The 18,569-nt window shown below is 69.9% G+C and carries 16 protein-coding genes; 5 read left to right on the top strand and 11 right to left on the bottom strand.

Annotated features, from left to right (window positions below; all coding sequences use genetic code 11):
* Positions 1 to 3 precede the first annotated feature (3 nt).
* From ACFC14_RS10210 to csrA, 4 genes are read left to right on the top strand one after another with little or no spacing between them, the layout of a single operon-like run.
* On the top strand, positions 4 to 765 hold the full coding sequence (locus ACFC14_RS10210) for a flagellar biosynthetic protein FliR (protein WP_136042810.1): 762 nt from the start codon (positions 4 to 6) through the stop codon (positions 763 to 765).
* Positions 762 to 1,853: a flagellar biosynthesis protein FlhB gene (locus ACFC14_RS10205; protein ID WP_376103761.1), complete on the top strand. Its 1,092-nt coding sequence runs from the start codon at positions 762 to 764 to the stop codon at positions 1,851 to 1,853. The genes ACFC14_RS10210 and ACFC14_RS10205 overlap by 4 nt, the downstream gene beginning before the upstream one ends.
* The gene (locus ACFC14_RS10200) at positions 1,850 to 3,910 is read left to right on the top strand and encodes a flagellar biosynthesis protein FlhA (protein WP_376103758.1); all 2,061 of its coding nucleotides are present in this window, start codon (positions 1,850 to 1,852) and stop codon (positions 3,908 to 3,910) included. Before ACFC14_RS10205 ends, ACFC14_RS10200 begins: the two co-directional genes overlap by 4 nt.
* A gap of 4 nt (positions 3,911 to 3,914) precedes the next feature.
* Positions 3,915 to 4,166: a carbon storage regulator CsrA gene (gene csrA / locus ACFC14_RS10195; protein ID WP_105711647.1), complete on the top strand. Its 252-nt coding sequence runs from the start codon at positions 3,915 to 3,917 to the stop codon at positions 4,164 to 4,166.
* Positions 4,167 to 4,188: 22 nt separating this feature from the next.
* Here the strand turns inward: csrA and ACFC14_RS10190 are convergent, their stop codons facing one another.
* The 11 genes from ACFC14_RS10190 to ACFC14_RS10140 form a co-directional block, all read right to left on the bottom strand.
* Positions 4,189 to 5,328, bottom strand: coding sequence for a hypothetical protein (locus ACFC14_RS10190; protein WP_376103754.1), 1,140 nt, complete (start codon positions 5,326 to 5,328; stop codon positions 4,189 to 4,191).
* On the bottom strand, positions 5,325 to 6,920 hold the full coding sequence (locus tag ACFC14_RS10185) for a sensor histidine kinase (RefSeq protein ID WP_376103751.1): 1,596 nt from the start codon (positions 6,918 to 6,920) through the stop codon (positions 5,325 to 5,327). The genes ACFC14_RS10190 and ACFC14_RS10185 overlap by 4 nt, the downstream gene beginning before the upstream one ends.
* Before the next feature lie 206 nt (positions 6,921 to 7,126).
* The gene (locus ACFC14_RS10180) at positions 7,127 to 7,930 is read right to left on the bottom strand and encodes a response regulator transcription factor (RefSeq protein ID WP_376103748.1); all 804 of its coding nucleotides are present in this window, start codon (positions 7,928 to 7,930) and stop codon (positions 7,127 to 7,129) included.
* The gene (tsaE, locus tag ACFC14_RS10175; protein ID WP_376103745.1) at positions 7,927 to 8,424 is read right to left on the bottom strand and encodes a tRNA (adenosine(37)-N6)-threonylcarbamoyltransferase complex ATPase subunit type 1 TsaE; all 498 of its coding nucleotides are present in this window, start codon (positions 8,422 to 8,424) and stop codon (positions 7,927 to 7,929) included. The genes ACFC14_RS10180 and tsaE overlap by 4 nt, the downstream gene beginning before the upstream one ends.
* Positions 8,421 to 9,527 carry an alanine racemase gene (gene alr / locus ACFC14_RS10170; RefSeq protein WP_376103742.1) on the bottom strand — a complete coding sequence of 369 codons (1,107 nt, stop codon included), beginning with the start codon at positions 9,525 to 9,527 and terminating at the stop codon, positions 8,421 to 8,423. Before alr ends, tsaE begins: the two co-directional genes overlap by 4 nt.
* Complete coding sequence (locus ACFC14_RS10165; RefSeq protein ID WP_091035074.1) at positions 9,524 to 9,883, bottom strand: holo-ACP synthase; 360 nt, start codon at positions 9,881 to 9,883, stop codon at positions 9,524 to 9,526. Before ACFC14_RS10165 ends, alr begins: the two co-directional genes overlap by 4 nt.
* 120 nt (positions 9,884 to 10,003) lie before the next feature.
* Positions 10,004 to 11,851 (bottom strand): glutamine--fructose-6-phosphate transaminase (isomerizing), encoded by a 1,848-nt coding sequence (gene glmS, locus ACFC14_RS10160; protein ID WP_376103739.1) that lies wholly within the window; start codon positions 11,849 to 11,851, stop codon positions 10,004 to 10,006.
* A gap of 62 nt (positions 11,852 to 11,913) precedes the next feature.
* A complete protein-coding gene (gene coaA, locus ACFC14_RS10155) occupies positions 11,914 to 12,867 on the bottom strand; it encodes a type I pantothenate kinase (RefSeq protein WP_136042821.1) in 954 nt (317 codons plus the stop codon).
* A gap of 85 nt (positions 12,868 to 12,952) precedes the next feature.
* Positions 12,953 to 15,055, bottom strand: a complete 2,103-nt coding sequence (locus ACFC14_RS10150) for a fibronectin type III domain-containing protein (RefSeq protein WP_376103735.1) — start codon at positions 15,053 to 15,055, stop codon at positions 12,953 to 12,955.
* Positions 15,056 to 15,100: 45 nt separating this feature from the next.
* Complete coding sequence (locus ACFC14_RS10145) at positions 15,101 to 15,982, bottom strand: fibronectin type III domain-containing protein (RefSeq protein WP_376103732.1); 882 nt, start codon at positions 15,980 to 15,982, stop codon at positions 15,101 to 15,103.
* Complete coding sequence (locus tag ACFC14_RS10140) at positions 15,979 to 17,466, bottom strand: dicarboxylate/amino acid:cation symporter (protein WP_376103729.1); 1,488 nt, start codon at positions 17,464 to 17,466, stop codon at positions 15,979 to 15,981. The genes ACFC14_RS10145 and ACFC14_RS10140 overlap by 4 nt, the downstream gene beginning before the upstream one ends.
* A gap of 147 nt (positions 17,467 to 17,613) precedes the next feature.
* Here ACFC14_RS10140 and ACFC14_RS10135 point away from each other — a divergent pair, with 147 nt between their 5' ends.
* Positions 17,614 to 18,558, top strand: a complete 945-nt coding sequence (locus ACFC14_RS10135) for a Ppx/GppA phosphatase family protein (protein ID WP_376103726.1) — start codon at positions 17,614 to 17,616, stop codon at positions 18,556 to 18,558.
* The last annotated feature ends 11 nt before the right edge of the window (positions 18,559 to 18,569 follow it).

Genomic DNA, 18,569 nt, shown 5'->3' with positions numbered 1-18,569 from the left:
GAGGTGTACATCCCCATCGACTTCGCGTGGCTCGAGGCGACCATGCTCGCCGCGGTGCGCATCACGGCGTTCATCATGATCGCCCCGCCGTTCTCCTACGGGGCGATCCCGGTGCGGGTGAAGGCGATGCTCGCGATCGGCCTCTCCCTCGCCGCGGGCACGGCCGTCGCTCCCGGCTACGAGAACCTCGACACCGGCCCGTTCCTCGGCGCCCTGGTGCTGCAGGTGCTCACCGGAGCGCTCCTCGGCTTCCTCGTGCTGCTCTGCTTCTCGGCGCTGCAGGCCGCCGGCAGCCTGATCGACGTGTTCGGCGGTTTCCAGCTGGCTCAGGCCTTCGACCCGCACTCGCTCGTGAACGGCGCCCAGTTCACCCGGCTGTTCCACATCACCGCGCTGACGCTGCTGTTCGCCTCCGGTGGATATCAGCTCATCCTCGCCGGCCTCGCCCGCAGCTTCGAGGCGGTGCCCGTCGACGGCATCTTCGAGGTGGCGGCCCCGGCGGAACTTCTCATCGACGGGGTGTCGCAGATGGTCCTGGCCGCTGTGCAGATCGCCGGCCCGCTCGTGCTGGTGCTGTTCCTCGCCGATGTCGGGCTCGGTCTGATCACCCGCGTCGCTCCCGCGCTCAACGCGTTCGCGATGGGCTTCCCGGTGAAGATTCTGCTCACCCTGCTGCTCGCCGGCGCCGTGTACGCCGTGCTCCCCGGCATCGTCGACGCCCTCTCCGGGCAGGCGCTGAAGATGATGCAGGGGGTGCACGAATGAGCGGCACCGACACCGGCGAACGCAGCGAGAAGGCCACCGACAAGCACCTCAATGAGGCTCGCAAGAAGGGGCGCCTCTCACGCAGCCAGGACCTCACCGCGTGGCTCGGGATCGGTGCCGCGGCCATCGCCATGCCGGCGGCCATCGCGCTCGGCGCTGCCGCCGGGACCGAGCAGCTCCTCACCGTCACCTCCCTGGTGTTCAGCCCCACGCCCGAGGCGGCGCTCGGCGCGCTCGGACGCGGTCTGGCCTCGGTGCTGCCGACCCTCGCGGTGATGCTCGCCGCCGTCGCGATCGTCACACTGATCGGCGCCGTCGTGCAGGGCGGCGTGCATCTGAAACCGCTCACCGGACGTTTCGAGCAGTTCAACGTCGTCACCGGCATCCGTCGCGTGTTCGGGCTGCAGGCGCTGTGGGAGGGCGCCAAGGCGCTCCTGAAGACCGCGGCGATCGGCCTCGCGCTCTGGGTGGTCATCGCGGGGCTGATGCCGGTGCTCACCGCCAGCGGCGCCCATTCGATCTCGCGCCTGCTCGGCACGGCGGCCGAGGGCACGGCCGCCCTGCTGCAGACCGCGATCGCCGTCGGGCTGGTCCTCGCCGCGATCGACATGTTCGTCGTGATGCGCCGCAACCGCAAGCACACCCGCATGACCAAGCGCGAGATCCGCGACGAGAACAAGAGCTCCGAGGGAGACCCCCTGATCCGTCAGCAGCGGCGCTCCCGGCAGCTCGCCGTCAGCCGCAACCGCATGATCGCCGCGGTCGCGGGATCGGATGTGGTCGTCGTCAACCCGACGCACATCGCGATCGCCCTCCGGTACGAGCCCGGTCGCGCGGCACCCAAGGTCGTCGCGAAGGGCAGCGGCGTGATCGCGGAGCGCATCCGCGACGAGGCCGTGCGCGCCGGTGTGCCGCTCGTGCGCGAGATCACGCTCGCCCGCGCTCTGCACGCCGCGTGCGAGCTCGGCCAGGAGATTCCCGAAGACCTGTACAACGCCGTCGCGCGCGTGCTCGTATTCGTCGACGCCCTGCGTCGGCGCGGCGCCGCCCGCGGCATCCACACCCTTCCCTACCGGAGGACCGCATGAGACAGCTGTTCGTCAAGCTCATGGTGCCCATCGGGGTCGTCGGCATCATCATGCTGCTCGTCGTCCCGGTACCGCCGTTCCTGCTCGACATCCTCATCATCCTGAACATCATGTTCGCCCTCGTGATCCTGCTCACGTCGATGTTCGTGAAGAAGCCGCTGGACTTCTCGGTGTTCCCCTCGCTGCTGCTGGTGGCGACGCTGTTCCGACTCGGGCTCAACGTCGCCTCGACCCGACTCGTGCTCGGCGAGGCCTATGCGGGGCAGGTGATCGAGGCGTTCGGCGCGATCGCCGTCGGCGGCTCCCTCATCATCGGCGCCGTCGTGTTCCTCATCCTTGTGGTCATCCAGTTCGTGGTCGTCACCAAGGGTGCGGAGCGCGTGGCGGAGGTCGGCGCACGGTTCACCCTCGACGCCATGCCCGGCAAGCAGATGGCGATCGACGCCGACCTCAACGCCGGGCTCATCACCGATGCCGAGGCCCGTGAGCGCCGCGCGGAGGTCGCCGCCGAGGCCGACTTCTACGGCGCGATGGACGGTGCCTCGAAGTTCGTAAAGGGCGATGCGATCGCCGGACTCGTCATCATCATCATCAACATCGTCGGCGGCATCGCGATCGGCCTCGTGCAGCACGGCATGTCGATCGAGGAGGCCGTCAGCACCTACAGCCTCCTCACGATCGGCGACGGGCTCGTCACACAGATCCCGGCGCTGCTGATGGCCGTCTCGACCGGCATGATCGTCACCCGCTCCACGGCGGAGGCCGAGATGGGGACGGCCGCGTCGGCGCAGCTCGGCCAGTCCCGCAACGCACTCATCATCGCGGGATGCGCCGCGATCATCATGTCGCTCATCCCGCACATGCCGATGCTGCCGTTCGTCGCGATCGGCGCCCTCCTGCTGCTCGTGGCGCAGCGCATCAAGGCGAACCAGCAGCGCGAGGAGGCGATCGCGGCCCAGACGCCCGCGGCAGCCCCGACCGACCAGCCGGAGGAGCTGATCGAGAAGATGCGGGTGCACCCCCTCGAGATCCTCCTCTCCCCCGACATCGTCGATCTGGTCACGGGCGGCCCCGACGACCTCCTGGCCCGGGTGAAGGCGCTCCGGCGTCGGATCGCCCTCGACCTGGGCCTGATCACCCCGCCGGTGCGCACGCGCGACAGCATCGAGCTCGCGCAGGCGACGTACGTCATCCGCATCGCCGGCGTCGAGACCGGGAGGGGCACGGCGCCGGTCGGCTCCGTGCTCGCACTCGGACAAGGTCTGGAGTCGCTCCCGGGCACGGCGACCCTCGACCCGGTGTTCGGGCTGGAGGGCAAGTGGATCCCCCTGGAGATGCGGCACAGTGCCGAGTTCGCCGGTGCCACCGTGATCGACCGGGCCAGCGTCATCATCACGCACCTCTCCAGCGTCATCCATGCCCATGCCGCGCGCCTGCTGAGCCGGGAAGACGTCCGTCAGCTCACCGACGCCCTCAAGCAGGCCTCACCGGCCGCCGTCGAGGAGCTCACGCCCGCGCTGCTGTCGCTCGCCGAGATCCAGCGCGTGCTCCAGGGCCTCCTCGCCGAACGGGTGCCGATCAACGACCTCAGCCGTATCTACGAGGCACTGGCGTTGCGGGCGAGGACGTCTACCGACCCGGAGGGGCTGATCGAGGCGGCCCGGGCCTCGCTCGGACCCGCGATCGCCGCGCGCTTCGCCGATGCGGGCATCCTGCGCGTGGTGATGATCAATCCGCTCCTCGAGCAGGCCATGCTCGAGAACCTGCGCCCCGGCGACGACGGCACACAGATCGTCTTCGACCCGCAGCGCATGGAATCCGTCGTCGATTCGGTGAAGCAGGCCGTCTCCTCGGTGCGCGAAGGCGGCGAGCCGGTGCTGGTGTGCGCCCCGTCGCTGCGTCCCGCCGTGCGACGACTCGTATCGGCCCAGACCGACGGCCTCCCGGTGCTCTCCTACACGGAGGCGACCTCCGCTGCGCTCACGATCGAGACGGTCGGTGTGGTCCGTGATGCGCCTGCGCCGTCGATCGGCGCCGTCTCCGCGGCAGTAGGCTGAACGAATGCTGGTTTTGACGAGGCGGATCGGCGAGAGCGTGCGCATCGACGGCGACATCGAGATCACGCTGCTCGAGATCAAAGGCGACAGTGTGCGCATCGGCGTGAAGGCGCCGCGCGAGACGCGCATCCAGCGCACCGAGATCATCGAAGCCGTGGTCGCCGAGAACGTGTCGGCCGCGGCCGAGACCGGAGCCGATGCCGAGGACGCGATCGTCGCCGCCCTCGCCAGGGGCCGCGAGTCCCGCCCGTCCTAGTCGGCGCGTCCGCACTCGACGATCAGGCGGTGGCGACGCCCACTCCTGTCGCCCGTTTCCACTGGTCGCCACCCGCCTCACGCGCACGCCCGGCCGCGCGTGCCGCCTCCGCCACGAGCACGTCGTAGTCATAGCCGCAGGTGTCTGCCGCCGCCCATCCGATGCTGGCCGAGCAGCGGATGCCGTCGACCGCACCATCGCGTTCGATGTCGGAGATGCGGCTCAGCACCGCCCGGATGTGGAATCTCACGGCCTCATCGCTGGCGCGGATCACCACCAGCGCCCGGTCGTCGTCCACCCGCTCGGCGTCGGCCAGTGGCGGGAGGGCCTCCTGGATGTCGTCATGGAAGCGGTCGACGATGCGGGTGAACTCCGAGCCGGTCGTGGCCTCGCGGAGGTCGGCGGGGTCGTCGAGGCGCACTTCGAGCACCGACCAGCCGTGATCGTTCTGGGCCTCCGCCTTCCTGAGCCTGCGACGCGCCCGCTGGGCGACGCCGTCGACCTCGGTCTGCTGCGGCGCTCCCACCCGCACCAGCAGCACCAGGGTGAAAGCCGCGCAGGTGCTCATGATGAGCGTGCCGACGGCGTTCATGCCCCGCAGAGCGCTCAGTTGCTCATCGGTGCTCGCCGGACCCACCGCGAGCGCGCTGACGGCGCTGGCGACCGCCACCACGACGAACCCGCACGACGCCAGCGCGAGGGGCAGGACGATGTCTCGCGCCACCGGCTGCCCACGGAGCAGCTCGTAGGCGATCAGCCCGGCGAAGACGCCACTGCCGAGGAAGACGACATAGAAGGAGGGGAGATACCACGGCGTGTCCGAGGTCGCGACGAGCAGCACGAGAGCGGCGGTCACGAATGTCAGCACGGGCCACCAGGGGGCACGCCGGCCGAAGTGCATCCGCAGACCCAGCCAGATCAGCGGCTCGACGCACAGCATGAGGGCGGATGCGGCGCTGCGAAGCGGTTGGAAATCGCTCTGGTGGCCGGCAAGCCAGACGTAGGCGCCCAGCACGGCCAGCCCGAAGGCGGTCCCCCACACGATCGTTGCCCGCGAGGGACGGGCGAGTGTGGCCAGTCCCAGCACCAGAGCGGTCAACACGGTCACCACCGCCACCATGCTCGTGGTGACGTCGACGTTGACGGGCACGAGAGGCGTCATGCCTGCACCTCTTTCTTACGGCGGCGGGGGAAGCGGAGTGTGATGGTGGTGCCCTGCCCGAGCTCGCTCGCGACGTCGATGCTGCCGTCATGCGCGACCACGATCTCGCGGGCGATCCCCATGCCGAGACCGGTGCCGGCGATGCCGCCGCGGATGGCACCGTCGGAGCGGAAGTACGGCTGGAACAGTCGCGGAAGCTCGTCCGGCGCGACGCCCATACCCGTGTCGGAGAGGACGAGCTCGGCCTGCGCACCCATCGCGCGCAACCGCGCCGTGATGCGCCCGCCCGACGGCGTGTACTTGACGGCGTTGCCGAGCAGATTGTCGAGCACCTGACGGAGCTGGAACGCATCGCCGTAGATCACCAGGGAGTCCACGCCGGTGACCTCCAGTCGCTGACGGTTGGCGGTGATCAGCGGGGCGGAGGATGCGGCGGCGGCCTCGAATACCTGACGAAGGTCCACCGGCTCGAACGGGTCCTCCGCCGGTCGTCCCGTCTGGTCCAACATGTTCGTGACGAGTTCCTGCATCCGCTCTCCCGCGTTCGCGATGACCTCGAGCTGCGCGGGCACGCGACCGGGGAGGTCTTCGCGCTCGCGCAGCAGGTCGACATGGCCGACGATCGCGGTCAGCGGATTGCGCAGCTCGTGCGAGACGATCGCTGTGAGCGCGCGCCGCTCCTCGGCTGCTTCCAGAAGCATCGTGACGTCGTCGATGATGACGAGGGTGATCTGATCGCTCGCTCTCGCGCTGGCCACCGCCTGCGTGGTCACCTCGAGCGCGTGCCACTGCCCGGTGCCGTCGAACAGCCAGACCCTCTCGTCCTGCAGCTTCTCACCTCGCGCCGCACGAGCGAGCGTCGTGCGCTCCGGTGGCACTGTCGCGCCGCGCCGTCCGTCGTATTCGACGGCCGCGGTGGGCAGTGCGGCACCGAAGCGGTCGCGCCCGTACAGGGCCCGGTAGGCGTCGTTCATCTGCAGGATGCGTCCCTCCGCCGTGACCACGGCGAGCGCCACACCGAGTGCGTCGATGATCTGCGTCACCCGCTGCTGGTTGGTCTCCGCGCGCTCGGCGGCACGGTTGATCTGCTCGGAACGCCGTTGGAGCAGACGCCGGGAGGCGCGCGCACGCTGAGCCCCGATCCGTACCGTCACCCCGAGGAAGCCCAGGGTGATGACCGCGGTGAGCACGCGCAGCAGCACGTCGGCCGGTGTGCCGGTGCGTTCGGCGAACAGGACCAGGCAGAGACTGATGAAGGCGATACCCACCACCACCCACGGCATCGCGAAGTAGGAAGCGAGCCACACCACCGGGAAGACCCACAGGAAGCCGAGCCGGAGGTCGGGAGCGTTCGTGGTCAGGCCCACCGCGAGGGCGTCGAGGAACGGCACGACGGTCACCGCGTTTCGCGGGAGGCGGTGCCAGGGGACGATCAGCGTCGCGAGTGTCGTGACGACGACGAGCGTGATCCCCGCCAAGAACAGGGGGACTCCGAGTGTCTGAGGTTTGAAGGCGGCGACCATCACGACGATGGCCACCAGGCTGCCGGTGAAGACCAATTGCCAGCGCCAGATCGACACGGTGCGGATCATCGACGCTCGCCCTCCCCCAAGAACCTCAGCTTTACCGCAAGATTACTCAAAGATCGGACAAGCCCGCTCTTCAGGCGGCTTCGCACCCCTAGATTCATACGTGGGGGCCGACGCTGCGACTGGGGAATAGCGCAGAAGCTGGGGCCACGCGAATGGGGATTCGCAGGCATCGGGGCCGCGGTTGGGGAACCGCGGCTCCGCCCCGGTCAGCTCGCTCTGTCGTCGGCGGACGTCAGTCGGTAGCCGACTCCACGGACGGTCTCGATGTAGCGCGGTCTCGACGAGCTGTCGCCGAGTTTGCGACGCAGGTTCGCGATGTGCGTCTCTATCGCGCGTTTGTCGGGTTCGCTGACGTAGTCGTTCGCGCCGTCGGGTGCGCCCCGCAGTCCGCGCGCGAGATCCGCCTTGCTGAGCACTCGGAGCCGGGCATCGAGGATCGCCGCGAGCAGGTCGAACTCGGTCGGCGTGAGATCGATCCGCTTCTGCCCGACCAGCACGAGACGCGTGTCCAGGTCGAGGCTGAGGTCGCGGTGCACCAGTCCTCGCCACGTCAGGACGGTGGCGCCTTCGGCCGACGGCTCGTGCTCGACGGTCGGGGCCGGCGAGGTGTCCGAGTGGATCTCGGCGATGTGGGGGCGCCGGAGGAGCGCCTGGATGCGCGCGCGCAGCTCACGCGGCCGGAACGGCTTGACGAGGTACTCGTCGGCACCGGAGGTGAGCCCCAGGACCACGTCCGACTCGTCGGAGAGCGCAGACAGCATGATGATGAAGGTGTCGCTCACCCGGCGGATGCGCCGGGCGACCTCGAACCCGTCGATGCCGGGGAGATTGATGTCGAGCGTGGTGATCACGGGGCGGTGGTGCTCGATCGCTGCGATGCCCTCCGGGCCGGACCCGGCGAGGTGGGTCTCGAACCCGGCGGCGAGGAACACCTCGTCCAGGAGGGAGCGGACCCCGGGGTCGTCTTCGATGATGACGGCGACGAGCGGGGTTCGCGCGGCCGCCGTCACGTGATCTCCTCGCGCACGATCGTGACGATCCGCGGAGCGTCGGCGTCGAGTTCCGAGGGATCGAGCGCGGCGGGGTCGAGGTCGGAGGCGCCGACCGGCCGCTCCAGCTCGATATCCCACCATGAATCGGCAAGCTCCTCCGCCATGCCGCGTCCCCACTCGATCACGACCACCGAGCGCTGCAGGTCCAGGTCGAGGTCGTCGAGTTCCGCGGCAGACCCGAGACGGTAGGCATCCACGTGCACGAGCGGGGCCCCGCCGATGAGGGACGGATGGGTGCGCGCGATCACGAAGGTCGGACTCTGCACGGGCCCCCGCACTCCGAGCCCCTCGGCGAGACCGCGCGTGAAGGTGGTCTTCCCGGCGCCGAGCGGGCCGGTGAGGATCAGGAGGTCGCCCGCCTGCAGTTGCTCGCCGATGCGGAAGCCCAGCTGTTCCATCGCCTCGGTCGTCGCGATCTCCCGTCGGCCGAGGAAGGCCGGGTCGAGGCTCATGATGCCCGCCGGGGAACGCGGGGGCCGATGCGCGTGACGATCTCGTAGTTGATGGTGTCGGCCGCCGCGGCCCAATCGGCGGCGGAGGGCACACCGAGGGTGGGGTCGCCGAAGAGCACGACCTCGTCGCCGATCGAGACCGGGGTGTCGCCGACGTCGACGACGAACTGATCCATCGCGATCCGCCCGACGTTCACGAAACGGCGTCCGCCGATCGAGACGGGGAGCTTCCCCGATGCGCTCCGCGGCACGCCGTCGGCGTATCCGAGAGGCACGAGGACCAGCGTCGTGTCGCGGTCGGTGCGGTGGTCGTAGCCGTACGAGACGCCCGTACCCGCCGGCACGCGGCGCACGGCGGCGATCGCTCCGCGGAGCGTCATGGCGGGTCGCAATCCGAGCTCGGCGGAGCTGCGGTCGTCGAACGGAGAAAGGCCGAACAGGCCGAGGCCGATGCGCACGGCGTCGAGTCGCATCTCGGACAGGTCGATGGCTGCGGCGGTGGCGGCGATGTGGCGGATCTCCGGATGGATGCCGAACGATGCCGCCGCGGCGACGCCCTCCTCGAACTTCGCGAGCGCCGCCCTGTCGTCGTCCGCGGAAGTGTTCGAGAGATGGCTGAACAGCCCGACGATGCGCAGCCGCCCGATGCGTTCCAAGCGTGCGGCCTCGGCGAGCACGCGCCCCCAATCGGCCGGGGCGATGCCGTTGCGCGAGAGCCCGGTCTCGAACTTCAGGTGCACACCCACGGGTCGGTCGACCGCTGCCGCCGCGGCAGCCGCTTCGAGCTGGTCGAAGGAGGAGATGCCGATCTCGATGTCCTGCGCGGCCGCGTGCTCGAACCGCTCCCCCGGCGCGTGCAGCCACGCCATGAGCGGCGCGTGCACGCCCTGCCTGCGCAGTTCGAGCGCTTCGGGGATCTCGGCGACGCCGAGGCGCGTGGCACCGGCGGAGAGTGCGGCCACAGCGGTGGCGGCGGCGCCGTGCCCGTAGGCGTTGGCTTTGATGACGGCGATGACCTCGACGCCGGTGAGTCGGCGGAAGTGCCGCACGTTGTCGGCGATGGCATCGAGATCGATGGTCGCCTCGCGGAACGGGACGGTCACAGCGGGGCTCCTTCGGCGACGACGAACGCCGCGGCGAGACCGGCGTCGTGGGTGAGGGTCAGATGCAGCGTGCGGATGCCCCGCTCCTCGACGACCGCGGCGGTCGAACCGGTGAGGACGAAGTGCGGGCGCCCCGACGGCTCGGAGGCGATCTCGATCTCGGTCCAGTGCACGCCGTCGGAACCGCCGAGCGCCTTGATGAGCGCCTCTTTGGCGGCATATCTCGCCGCGAGCGAGGGAAGACGTAGCGTGCGCTCGGAAGGGGCGAAGAGCCGCTCCCGGAGGCGCGGCGTTCGGGCCATCGTCCGCTCGAATCGCGGGATGTCCACGAGGTCGATGCCGGTGCCGATGATCACTCGTTCAGCCTACTGTCCTCTCCGAGCCACCCCCTTGAATGTGAACCACCCCCTTGCGTGCGCACGCAAGGGGGTGGTTCGCACACGAAGGGGTGGTTCGCCCCTCCGCCGCAGAGGGGCTTACTCGACCGTGACCGACTTCGCGAGGTTGCGGGGCTGGTCGACGTCGAGTCCCTTGGCGGTGGCGAGCGCCATCGCGAAGATCTGCAGCGGCACGACGGCGAGCAGCGGCTCGAACATCGCGCCGGCCAGCGGGATGTGGATGACCTCATCGGCGAACGGCAGCACGGCGGCGTCGCCCTCTTCGGCGATCACGATCACACGGGCGCCGCGGGCGCGGATCTCCTGGATGTTCGAGACGACCTTGGAGTGCACGAGTGCGGAGTGACGCGGAGACGGCACCAGCACGAACACCGGCTGCCCCGGCTCGATGAGCGCGATCGGCCCGTGCTTGAGCTCGCCCGCGGCGAAGCCCTCGGCGTGGATGTACGAGATCTCCTTGAGCTTGAGCGCGCCCTCGAGCGCGATCGGGTAGCCCACGTGGCGACCGAGGAACAGCACCGAACGGGTGTCGGCCATCCAGCCGGCCAGCTGGGTGACGTGCTCCTGCTCGCTCTCGAGGACCTTCGCGATCTTCTCCGGGAGAGCTGCGAGCTCGGCCACGTCGGTCGATGCGTCGGCGATCGCCCCGCGCACACGGCCCATGTGCAGGCCGAGCAGCAGCAGCGCGGTGATCTGCGCCGAGAACGCCTTGGTCGAGGCGACGGCGACCTCGGGGCCGGCGTGCGTGTAGACGACGGCATCCGACTCGCGCGGGATCGTGGCGCCCTGCGTGTTGCAGACCGACAGCGTGCGTGCGCCGCGCTCGCGGGCGTACTTCACGGCCATCAGCGTGTCCATGGTCTCGCCGGACTGGCTGATCGAGACGACGAGCGTGTCGGCCCCGATCACCGGGTCGCGGTAGCGGAACTCGTGCGCGAGCTCGACGTCGACCGCGACGCGTGCCCACTGCTCGATCGCGTACTTGCCGACGAGCGCCGCGTAGGACGCAGTGCCGCAGGCGGTGATGATGACGCGGTTGATGCCGACGAACAGCTCGTCGAGTCCGTCGAGCTCGGGGATGACGACCTGGCCGTCCTGGATGCGTCCGCGGATCGTGTTCGCGACGGCCTCGGGCTGCTCGGAGACCTCCTTGGCCATGAAGCTCGACCATCCGCCCTTCTCGGCGGCGGCGGCGTCCCACGACACGTCGAACGGCTCCGCCTCGACGGGCGTGCCGGCGAAGTCGGTGACCGTGACGGCCTCCGGCGTGATCGAGACGATCTGGTCCTGTCCGATCGACAGCGCCTTGCGGGTGTATTCGATGAACGCGGCGACATCGGAGCCGAGGAAGTTCTCGCCCTCGCCGAGCCCGATCACGAGCGGGGAGTTGCGGCGGGCGCCGACCACGAGGCCCGGGTGGTCCTGGTGCATCGCGAGGAGGGTGAAGGCGCCTTCGAGGCGGTTGACGACGCTGCGGAAGGCCAGCTGCAGGTCGCCGCCGTTGCCGGCGTACTCGCGCCCGAGCAGTGCGGCCGCGACCTCGGTGTCGGTCTCGCTGCGGAACACCACGCCGTCGGCGAGCAGCTCTTCGCGCAGGGCCGAGAAGTTCTCGATGATGCCGTTGTGGATGACCGCGAGCTTGTCGTCGTCGGCCAGGTGCGGGTGCGCGTTGACGTCGGTCGGCCCGCCGTGCGTCGCCCAGCGGGTGTGACCGATGCCGGTCGACCCGTCGGGCAGCGGCGCGTCGGCGAGCGAGTCGCGCAGCATGGCGAGCTTGCCCGCCTTCTTGCGCATGCCGAGCGAGCCGTCGCCGTCGATCACGGCGACGCCCGCGGAGTCATAGCCGCGGTACTCGAGCCGGGCGAGGCCGGCGAGAAGGATGTCCTGGCTGGGGCGCGGGCCCACGTATCCGACGATTCCACACATGGGATCAAGAGTAAGGCGGGTTTTTTGCGAGTCGTCCGTACATTCTCTCGCCCCGTTCGCGCTCAGAGTTTGCGCAGCAGAACGCTCTCCACGTCGTGATCCGCGCCCTTGCGCAGCACCAGTCGTGCACGGTGCCGCGTCGGCATCACGTTCTCGACGAGGTTGGGCATGTTGATCTCATTCCAATATCCGAGCGCCGTCGTGATCGCCTCCTCGTCCGTGAGGTGCGCGAACACGTTGAAGTACGAGGACGGATTGGCGAACGCGGCCTGACGCAGCGCGAGGAAGCGGTCGACGTACCACTTCTCGATGTGAGAGGTCTCGGCGTCGACGAAGATCGAGAAGTCGAACAGGTCGCTCACGGCGACATCGTTCGGGGCAGGCGGCGGCTGGAGGACGTTGAGTCCCTCGACGATGACGACATCGGGACGACGGACCACGACGTTGGCGTCCGGCACGATGTCGTAGCGCATGTGCGAATAGAACGGGGCCCGCACCTCGGTCGCACCGCTCTTCACGTTCGTCAGGAACTCGATCAGCGCGCGGCGGTCGTACGACTCCGGGAAGCCCTTGCGGTCCATGATCCCGCGACGCTCGAGCTCGGCGTTCGGATAGAGGAAGCCGTCGGTGGTCACCAGCTCGACGCGCGGCGTTCCGGGCCAACGGCTCATGAGCTCCCGAAGCAGGCGCGCGATGGTCGACTTGCCGACCGCGACCGATCCCGCGACGCCGACGACGAACGGGGTGGTGGTGTCATCCTCCTGGAGGAACGACGACGTCGCCGCGCCCAGACGCTTGGTCGCGGTCGCATAGAGGCTGAGCAGACGACTCAGCGGCAGGTACACCTCCCGCACCTCTGTGAGGGAGAGCCGGTCGCCGATGCCGCGCAGCTCCACGACCTCGGTCTCGGTGAGCGGCTGCTCCAGCCCGGCGGCGAGCCTGGCCCATTCCGCGCGGCCGATCTCCCGATAGGGCGACAGCGGCAGCGTGGGGTCGACGGTGGTCACGGAGTACATCGTATCCGCGCGCTCGACCACGGGATGCGCCGGACGCCCCTTCCCCCGCGGGAGGGAAGGGGCGTCCGGGTGCGACGTGCGTGCGTCAGGATGCCGACGCCGCCCGACGGCGAGACATCAGCAGTCCGCCGGCGCCGAGCAGCACCAGAGCGGTCACGCCGCCCGCGATCAGCAGCCCGGGGTCGACTCCCGTGTTCGCGAGACCCGATGCGGCCAGCGTCACGGAGGTGCGAGCCACCTCGACGCCGTCGACGAACACGACGACCGCGTGGCCACCGGCCGGGACGGATGCCGGGATCGTGGCATTCAGCGCGAACGTGCCGTCGGCCGCGGCGGTCGTGCTGCCGAGCACGGTGGGCACCGAGTGCAGCTCGATACGCACGGCGTCGGATTCGGGGTCGATACCTTCGCCCTCGACCCGGATCTCACCACCGGGACGCAGGTCGCCGGTCACGGTGACCGAGGCCTCCCCCGCCTCGGGGAGCTCCCCCTCTTCGCCGCCGCCCGGCTCGCCTTCGCCGGGCTGGTCGCCGCCGACGACGACGGAAGCGGTGGCGGAAGCCGGCGAGCTGCCGACCGAGTTCAGCGCCGTCACGGATGCCGTGTGGGTGCCGACAGCGACCCCGGTGAAGGTGTGGCTGGTGACCCCGGCCGCGATGGCGACGGTCGTCGAGCCGAGCGTGACGGAGTACCCGGTGAGCGGCGATCCGCCGTCGGATGCCGGTGCGGCCCAGCTGACCGTGACCGCGTCGCCCACGGCGGTCACCGTCGGAGCCGACGGCGCTGCGGGAGCGGTCGCCACGGGCTCGACGCCCAGGCCGAAGAACTCGTCGAGCTTCGCGAGGGCCTCGTCGGCGAAGGCGAGGCTCGTCGCACGGCCGGCCGCGTACTGCTCATCCGTCTGGTTCGGGCGCTTCGCGGGGCCCTGCAGGTCGGAGATCCACCACCACTCGGTCATGTACTCGCGGAAGCCGGCTTGGCCGTTGTCCTGGATCCAGTTCTTCGTGACGGGGGCCGCCGTGGCGGAGCCGTCGTAGTCGAACAGGTACGGGACCTGCAGCTTGCGGGCGGCCACCTTCGCGGCGGAGGTGTCGCCGCTCGGGTGGTACTCGACGCGCTGACCGGCACTGCCGTCGAGCACGTACTGCGTCTTGAGGTTCGGGAGGTGCTTCTGCACGAGGTCGCCGTAGAGGTGGGCGATCGATGAGTTGGTGTCGCGGATGTGCGCGTTCGCCCCGCTCCAGCCGTCCAGACGCAGGTCGAACACGTACACGGTCTGCACGCCGGACTCCGCGGCCTTGTGGTTCACGTCGCGGATCACGGCGCGGGTGTTGTGGCACCAGGTGCCGCCGAACAGGATCGTGTGCTCCCCGTCCGACTCGAGCAGGTCGAGGAGCTCGGGGTATGTGATCGACTGGAGCACGAAGTCTTCGGCGTCCGCGTCCGTGAAGATGGTCTCGCCGTAGGCGGCGAGGTTGGTGCTGTACGCCGCACGGTGGCGGGAGTTGACCGCGGTCGAGAAGAACTCGTACTGCGACTGCGTGTCCAGCTTCGCCTGACCGTTCACCGCGACCGCGTCGAACACCGACGCCACCTTCTGTCGGTATCCGTCCGTCGCCGCCGAGGTGGTGTCCTCGGTGCCGCCGAGCGAGGCCACGATGCGGTCCTCGACACCCGCCACCTGCCGGTCGCCGTCGTAGACGAAGAGGTAGGGGTCGGTCCCCGCGCCGAACTCCGGAGTCGCGTCCTTGTTCAGGTAGCCGTCGACGAGGCGCGTGTAGAGCGCGCCGGCGGCCTCGCCGGCCACTCCCGTCACGAAGGTGCGGATGTCGACGGACTCGCCGTCCAGGAGCGGATCGAACGTGTAGATCGCATCGACGCCGTACTGCTGGGCGACCTGGTCGATCTGCGCCGCGGTGGCGAGTGTGGTCGCGTCGCTCGGACCGCCGAGCAGGAAGGCGTACGTGCCGTCGCTGTTCAGGAGGCTCTCGAACCGCTCGAACGTCACGGACTCGAACACCGAGCCGGCGCGGAGGCCGGGGATGGTGTCGGCGAAGTAGTCGAGCGTCGGGGCCGGGGCGGGGGCGGCTGCTGCCGGAAGGGCCGTGAGCCCCACGGCTCCGCCCGCGACGAGCGCCGCGATGACGGACCCGGCGGCGAGGCGTCTGCCTCGTGCTGCTGTGGACATGTTGAGGGTTCCTGTTCTCGGTACGTGTGTGTGTGTGTGTTCTGGTCAGAGGATGGGGGTGCCGTCGTCGGATGCCGCGGCTGGGACGGACGCACCGGTCGTCGCGCGACGACCCAGCCACCACCAGGTGAGCAGCCCGCCGGCGATGACGACGATGCCGCCGAGCGTCAGCGGCGCCGCCAGCGGGATCCCGGCCTGCACGGGCGCATCGGCGGCGACGGTCCTCGCGGTCTCGGCCGTCTCCGCCTCCTCGGCGACGATCTCGACACCCTCGATCGACTCGGACGCGGGTGAGTCGCCCACGGCGTTCGTCGCGATCAGCGTGAGGTCGTACGTGCCCTCGCCGAGCTCGATCTCGTACTCGGTGGCGTCTGCCGGAAGGGCGATCGGCGTGCCCTCGTTCAGGACGAGCTTGTAGCCGGTGAGCGCGGAGCCGCCGTCGGCCGGAGCCGCCCAGGCGAGGGCGAGCGTCGTTCCGTCGATCTCGTGGGAGAGGCCGGTCGGTGCCGTCGGAACGGTAGCCGCGACCGCCACCTTCTCCGTGTTCGTGTTCGTGTTCGTGGTCGTGGTCGTGGTGGAGTTCGACGTGCCGGCCGCCGGCTTGTCGTTCCCCGTCGCGGGCGGCTGCGCAGGCTTGGGTGCGGGAGCCGGGGCCGGTGCCGGCTTCGGCGCGGGAGCCGGAGCGGGAGCAGGCGCGGGCTTGGGCGCGCCGCCGCCGCCGGAGACCGCCGCCGGGGGCGCCTCCACGGTCGAGTCGTAGGGGTAGCCGCCGAGGCCCTCGCAGGCTCCCAGGTCGAAGTTGATCGAGCACAGGTCGCAGACATCGCCCGCGGCGTGGGCGGCGGTCGGGATCGCGATCGGGGCGAGCAGGAAGGCGGCGGAGACCGCGAGGGCGGACAGCAGCCGGGAACGGCGGACGGATTTCATCGGGAGACTCTCTCGTGGATCGGACGGGCGGCGGGCAGCTCGCACTGCCCGATGGGGAGGTCGGCGGGGATGCCGAGGTCGGAGACGACGGGTGTCGGACCGGTCTGGGCACGGCGGCGCTCGCGTCGGGAGACGGGCTCGGCCGGGTTGTCGACGGGCGGACGCTCGCCCCGGAAGACGGCGTCGTCGAGCTTCCCGAGGCGGCGGGCGACGATCGTCGCCGCCGTCGCCGCAGCGGTGACGTTGGCCATGGTCGACGCAGTGCCGGCGACGGCGCTGATGGGGATGAGCACGACCAGCACCTCGACGGGCAGTCCGGATGCGCTGAGCACGGCGGTGGCAGTGATGATGGCGGTCCCGGGAACCCCGGCGGCGCCGAGCGAGACGAGCAGGCACAGGACCGCGAGCGCCACGTAGTCCCATGCCGAGTACTGGATGCCGAGGACGTTGATCGAGAAGACCGCGACGATGATCGGCCAGATGCCGGCACATCCCGGCATCCCGATGGTCGTGCCGATCGGCGCGGTGAACGCGGCCACATCCTCGGGAACGCCCACCTTGCGGGTGAGGGTGGGGATGGTCAGCGGAAGCGTCCCCACACTCGACTGGGTCGTGAACGCCGTGTACTGGGCGGGGGTCAGCAGACGGAACCACCGGATCGGATTCACGTCGGCGAACACCCGGAGCAGGACGCCGTTCACGACGTAGGCGTCGATGAACGCGACCCCGAGCGCCAGCACGAGCACGAGGAGCAGGGCGAGCACGGTCTCGATGCGCGTGACGGCGGTCGCGGTCGTCGTGGCTACGAGGGCGAGGACCGCATAGGGGGTGAGCTCGATGATGAAGCCCACCGCGGTCATGATGACCTTCTTGGTCCCGTCGATCACGCTCTTGAACGAGCGCAGGTTCGGGTCGTCCCCCCTGTTGGCCACCAGGTAGGCGACGGCGAAGAGCAGGGCGAACAGGATGATGCCGGTGATGTTGTTGCTGACGAAGTCCCCGGCGATGTTCGAGGGGAACAGGCCGAGCAGCACCTCGTCGAGCGGCTTGATCAGCCCGGTCAGCGTGTCGCCGCTGCCCTCTTGGAGATCGAGCTGCACGCCCTGGCCGAGTCCGACGCTCAGCGCGATGGCGAGGGTGAGGACGATGGCGATCGCGTTGGTGAGGAGCAGCCAGAAGGCGCTCGACAACCCGATCGTGCGCAGCTTCACGGCCGATCCCAGCGAGGTGACGCTGGAGAGGATCGAGATGAAGATCAGCGGAGCCACGATCGCCGTGATCACCTGCACGTAGAGGTCGCCCAGCACCGCGACGTACTCGAGGCCGTCGCGGAAGGCGATCCCGATGCCGATGCCGACGCCGAGGGCGATCAGGACGAGCGAGGTGAACCCCGCGCCGCGGCGACGCAGCAGGGCGATGCCGACGAACGCGACGACGGTGACGGCGAGCGCTGCGATGGGCAGGAGGACGGTGCTGTCGGGCATGGCGCGAGATTATCGATCTGCTGTGAGTCGCATTTCGGGCACGTCGATCTGTTGCCATGTGTGACGAACCGTGTCGGCGCCCTGTTCCCGAGGTCGGCCATACGATACGAGCGCGATGACGGCTCCGGGCGCGAGTAGTCTCTTCCCGTGCGCCTGGGAGTCCTCGACATCGGATCCAACACCGTCCACATGCTGGCGGCCGACGTCCGCCCCGGTGGACGTCCGCTCGCGACGACGAGTGACAGGACGGTGCTGCGCCTCATGCGCTACCTCACGCCCGACGGCGCGATCTCGGAGGAGGGCGTGGTCGCACTCGAAGCCGCGGTCGCCCAGGCCCGCCGCGTCGCCGAGACCGAACGCGTGGATGCGCTGCTCGCGACGGCCACGAGCGCGGTGCGCGATGCGCGCAACGGAGCCGAGGTGATCGCCCGCATCGAGGCGGCTCTCGGGCAGCCGCTCCAGGTGCTCGACGGCGAGACCGAGGCCGAGCTGACGTTCCTCGCCGTGCGCCGCTGGGTCGGCTGGTCGGCGGGGCAGCTGCTGCTCCTCGACATCGGCGGAGGGTCGCTGGAGATCGCCGCGGGCGCCGAGGAGATGCCCGATGCCGCGGCATCCGTCCCCCTCGGCGCCGGACGCATGACCGTGCAGTTCCTGCCGAACGACCCGCCCGGCGAGGCCGATGTCGAGAAGCTGCGAATCCACGCCGCCGAGACGCTCGCCTCGGTCCTGCCGCAGTTCGCCGCGCTCCCCCGGCCCGACCACGTCGTCGGCTCGTCCAAGGCCATCCGCTCCCTGGCACGGCTGGTCGGTTACCCGGCGCCTGGGTGGTCGGGGACCGAACGGATGCTCCTCCCCCGGGCATCGCTGGGCTCGTGGATCCCGCGGCTGGCGCGACTGCCCGCGTCGGCTCGGCAGGAGCTGCCGGGCATCACCCCGGATCGCACGTTCCAGATCGTGGCCGCGGCGGTGTCGCTGCATGCCGCGATGACGGCGCTGAAGGTGGAGGAGCTCGAGGTGTCGCCGTGGGCGCTGCGCGAGGGTGTGCTGCTGCGCTACATCGAGCAGTTGAGCTGGAGCGACGACCGAAGCTGAGAGTCGCACCG

The sequence above is a fragment of the Microbacterium sp. NPDC055988 genome, from assembly GCF_042269505.1.
Classification (GTDB): Bacteria; Actinomycetota; Actinomycetes; order Actinomycetales; family Microbacteriaceae; genus Microbacterium.
Note: the sequence above shows the minus strand (reverse complement) of the source record. Positions and strands in the feature narration are given on the sequence as shown.

Coding starts and splice junctions, on each gene's coding strand:
- ACFC14_RS10205 (WP_376103761.1), top strand. CDS start 762: ATGAGCGGCACCGACACCGGCGAACGCAGCGAGAAGGCCACCGACAAG.
- ACFC14_RS10200 (WP_376103758.1), top strand. CDS start 1,850: ATGAGACAGCTGTTCGTCAAGCTCATGGTGCCCATCGGGGTCGTCGGC.
- csrA (WP_105711647.1), top strand. CDS start 3,915: ATGCTGGTTTTGACGAGGCGGATCGGCGAGAGCGTGCGCATCGACGGC.
- ACFC14_RS10190 (WP_376103754.1), bottom strand. CDS start 5,328: ATGACGCCTCTCGTGCCCGTCAACGTCGACGTCACCACGAGCATGGTG.
- ACFC14_RS10185 (WP_376103751.1), bottom strand. CDS start 6,920: ATGATCCGCACCGTGTCGATCTGGCGCTGGCAATTGGTCTTCACCGGC.
- tsaE (WP_376103745.1), bottom strand. CDS start 8,424: ATGAGCCTCGACCCGGCCTTCCTCGGCCGACGGGAGATCGCGACGACC.
- glmS (WP_376103739.1), bottom strand. CDS start 11,851: ATGTGTGGAATCGTCGGATACGTGGGCCCGCGCCCCAGCCAGGACATC.
- coaA (WP_136042821.1), bottom strand. CDS start 12,867: ATGTACTCCGTGACCACCGTCGACCCCACGCTGCCGCTGTCGCCCTAT.
- ACFC14_RS10150 (WP_376103735.1), bottom strand. CDS start 15,055: ATGTCCACAGCAGCACGAGGCAGACGCCTCGCCGCCGGGTCCGTCATC.
- ACFC14_RS10145 (WP_376103732.1), bottom strand. CDS start 15,982: ATGAAATCCGTCCGCCGTTCCCGGCTGCTGTCCGCCCTCGCGGTCTCC.
- ACFC14_RS10140 (WP_376103729.1), bottom strand. CDS start 17,466: ATGCCCGACAGCACCGTCCTCCTGCCCATCGCAGCGCTCGCCGTCACC.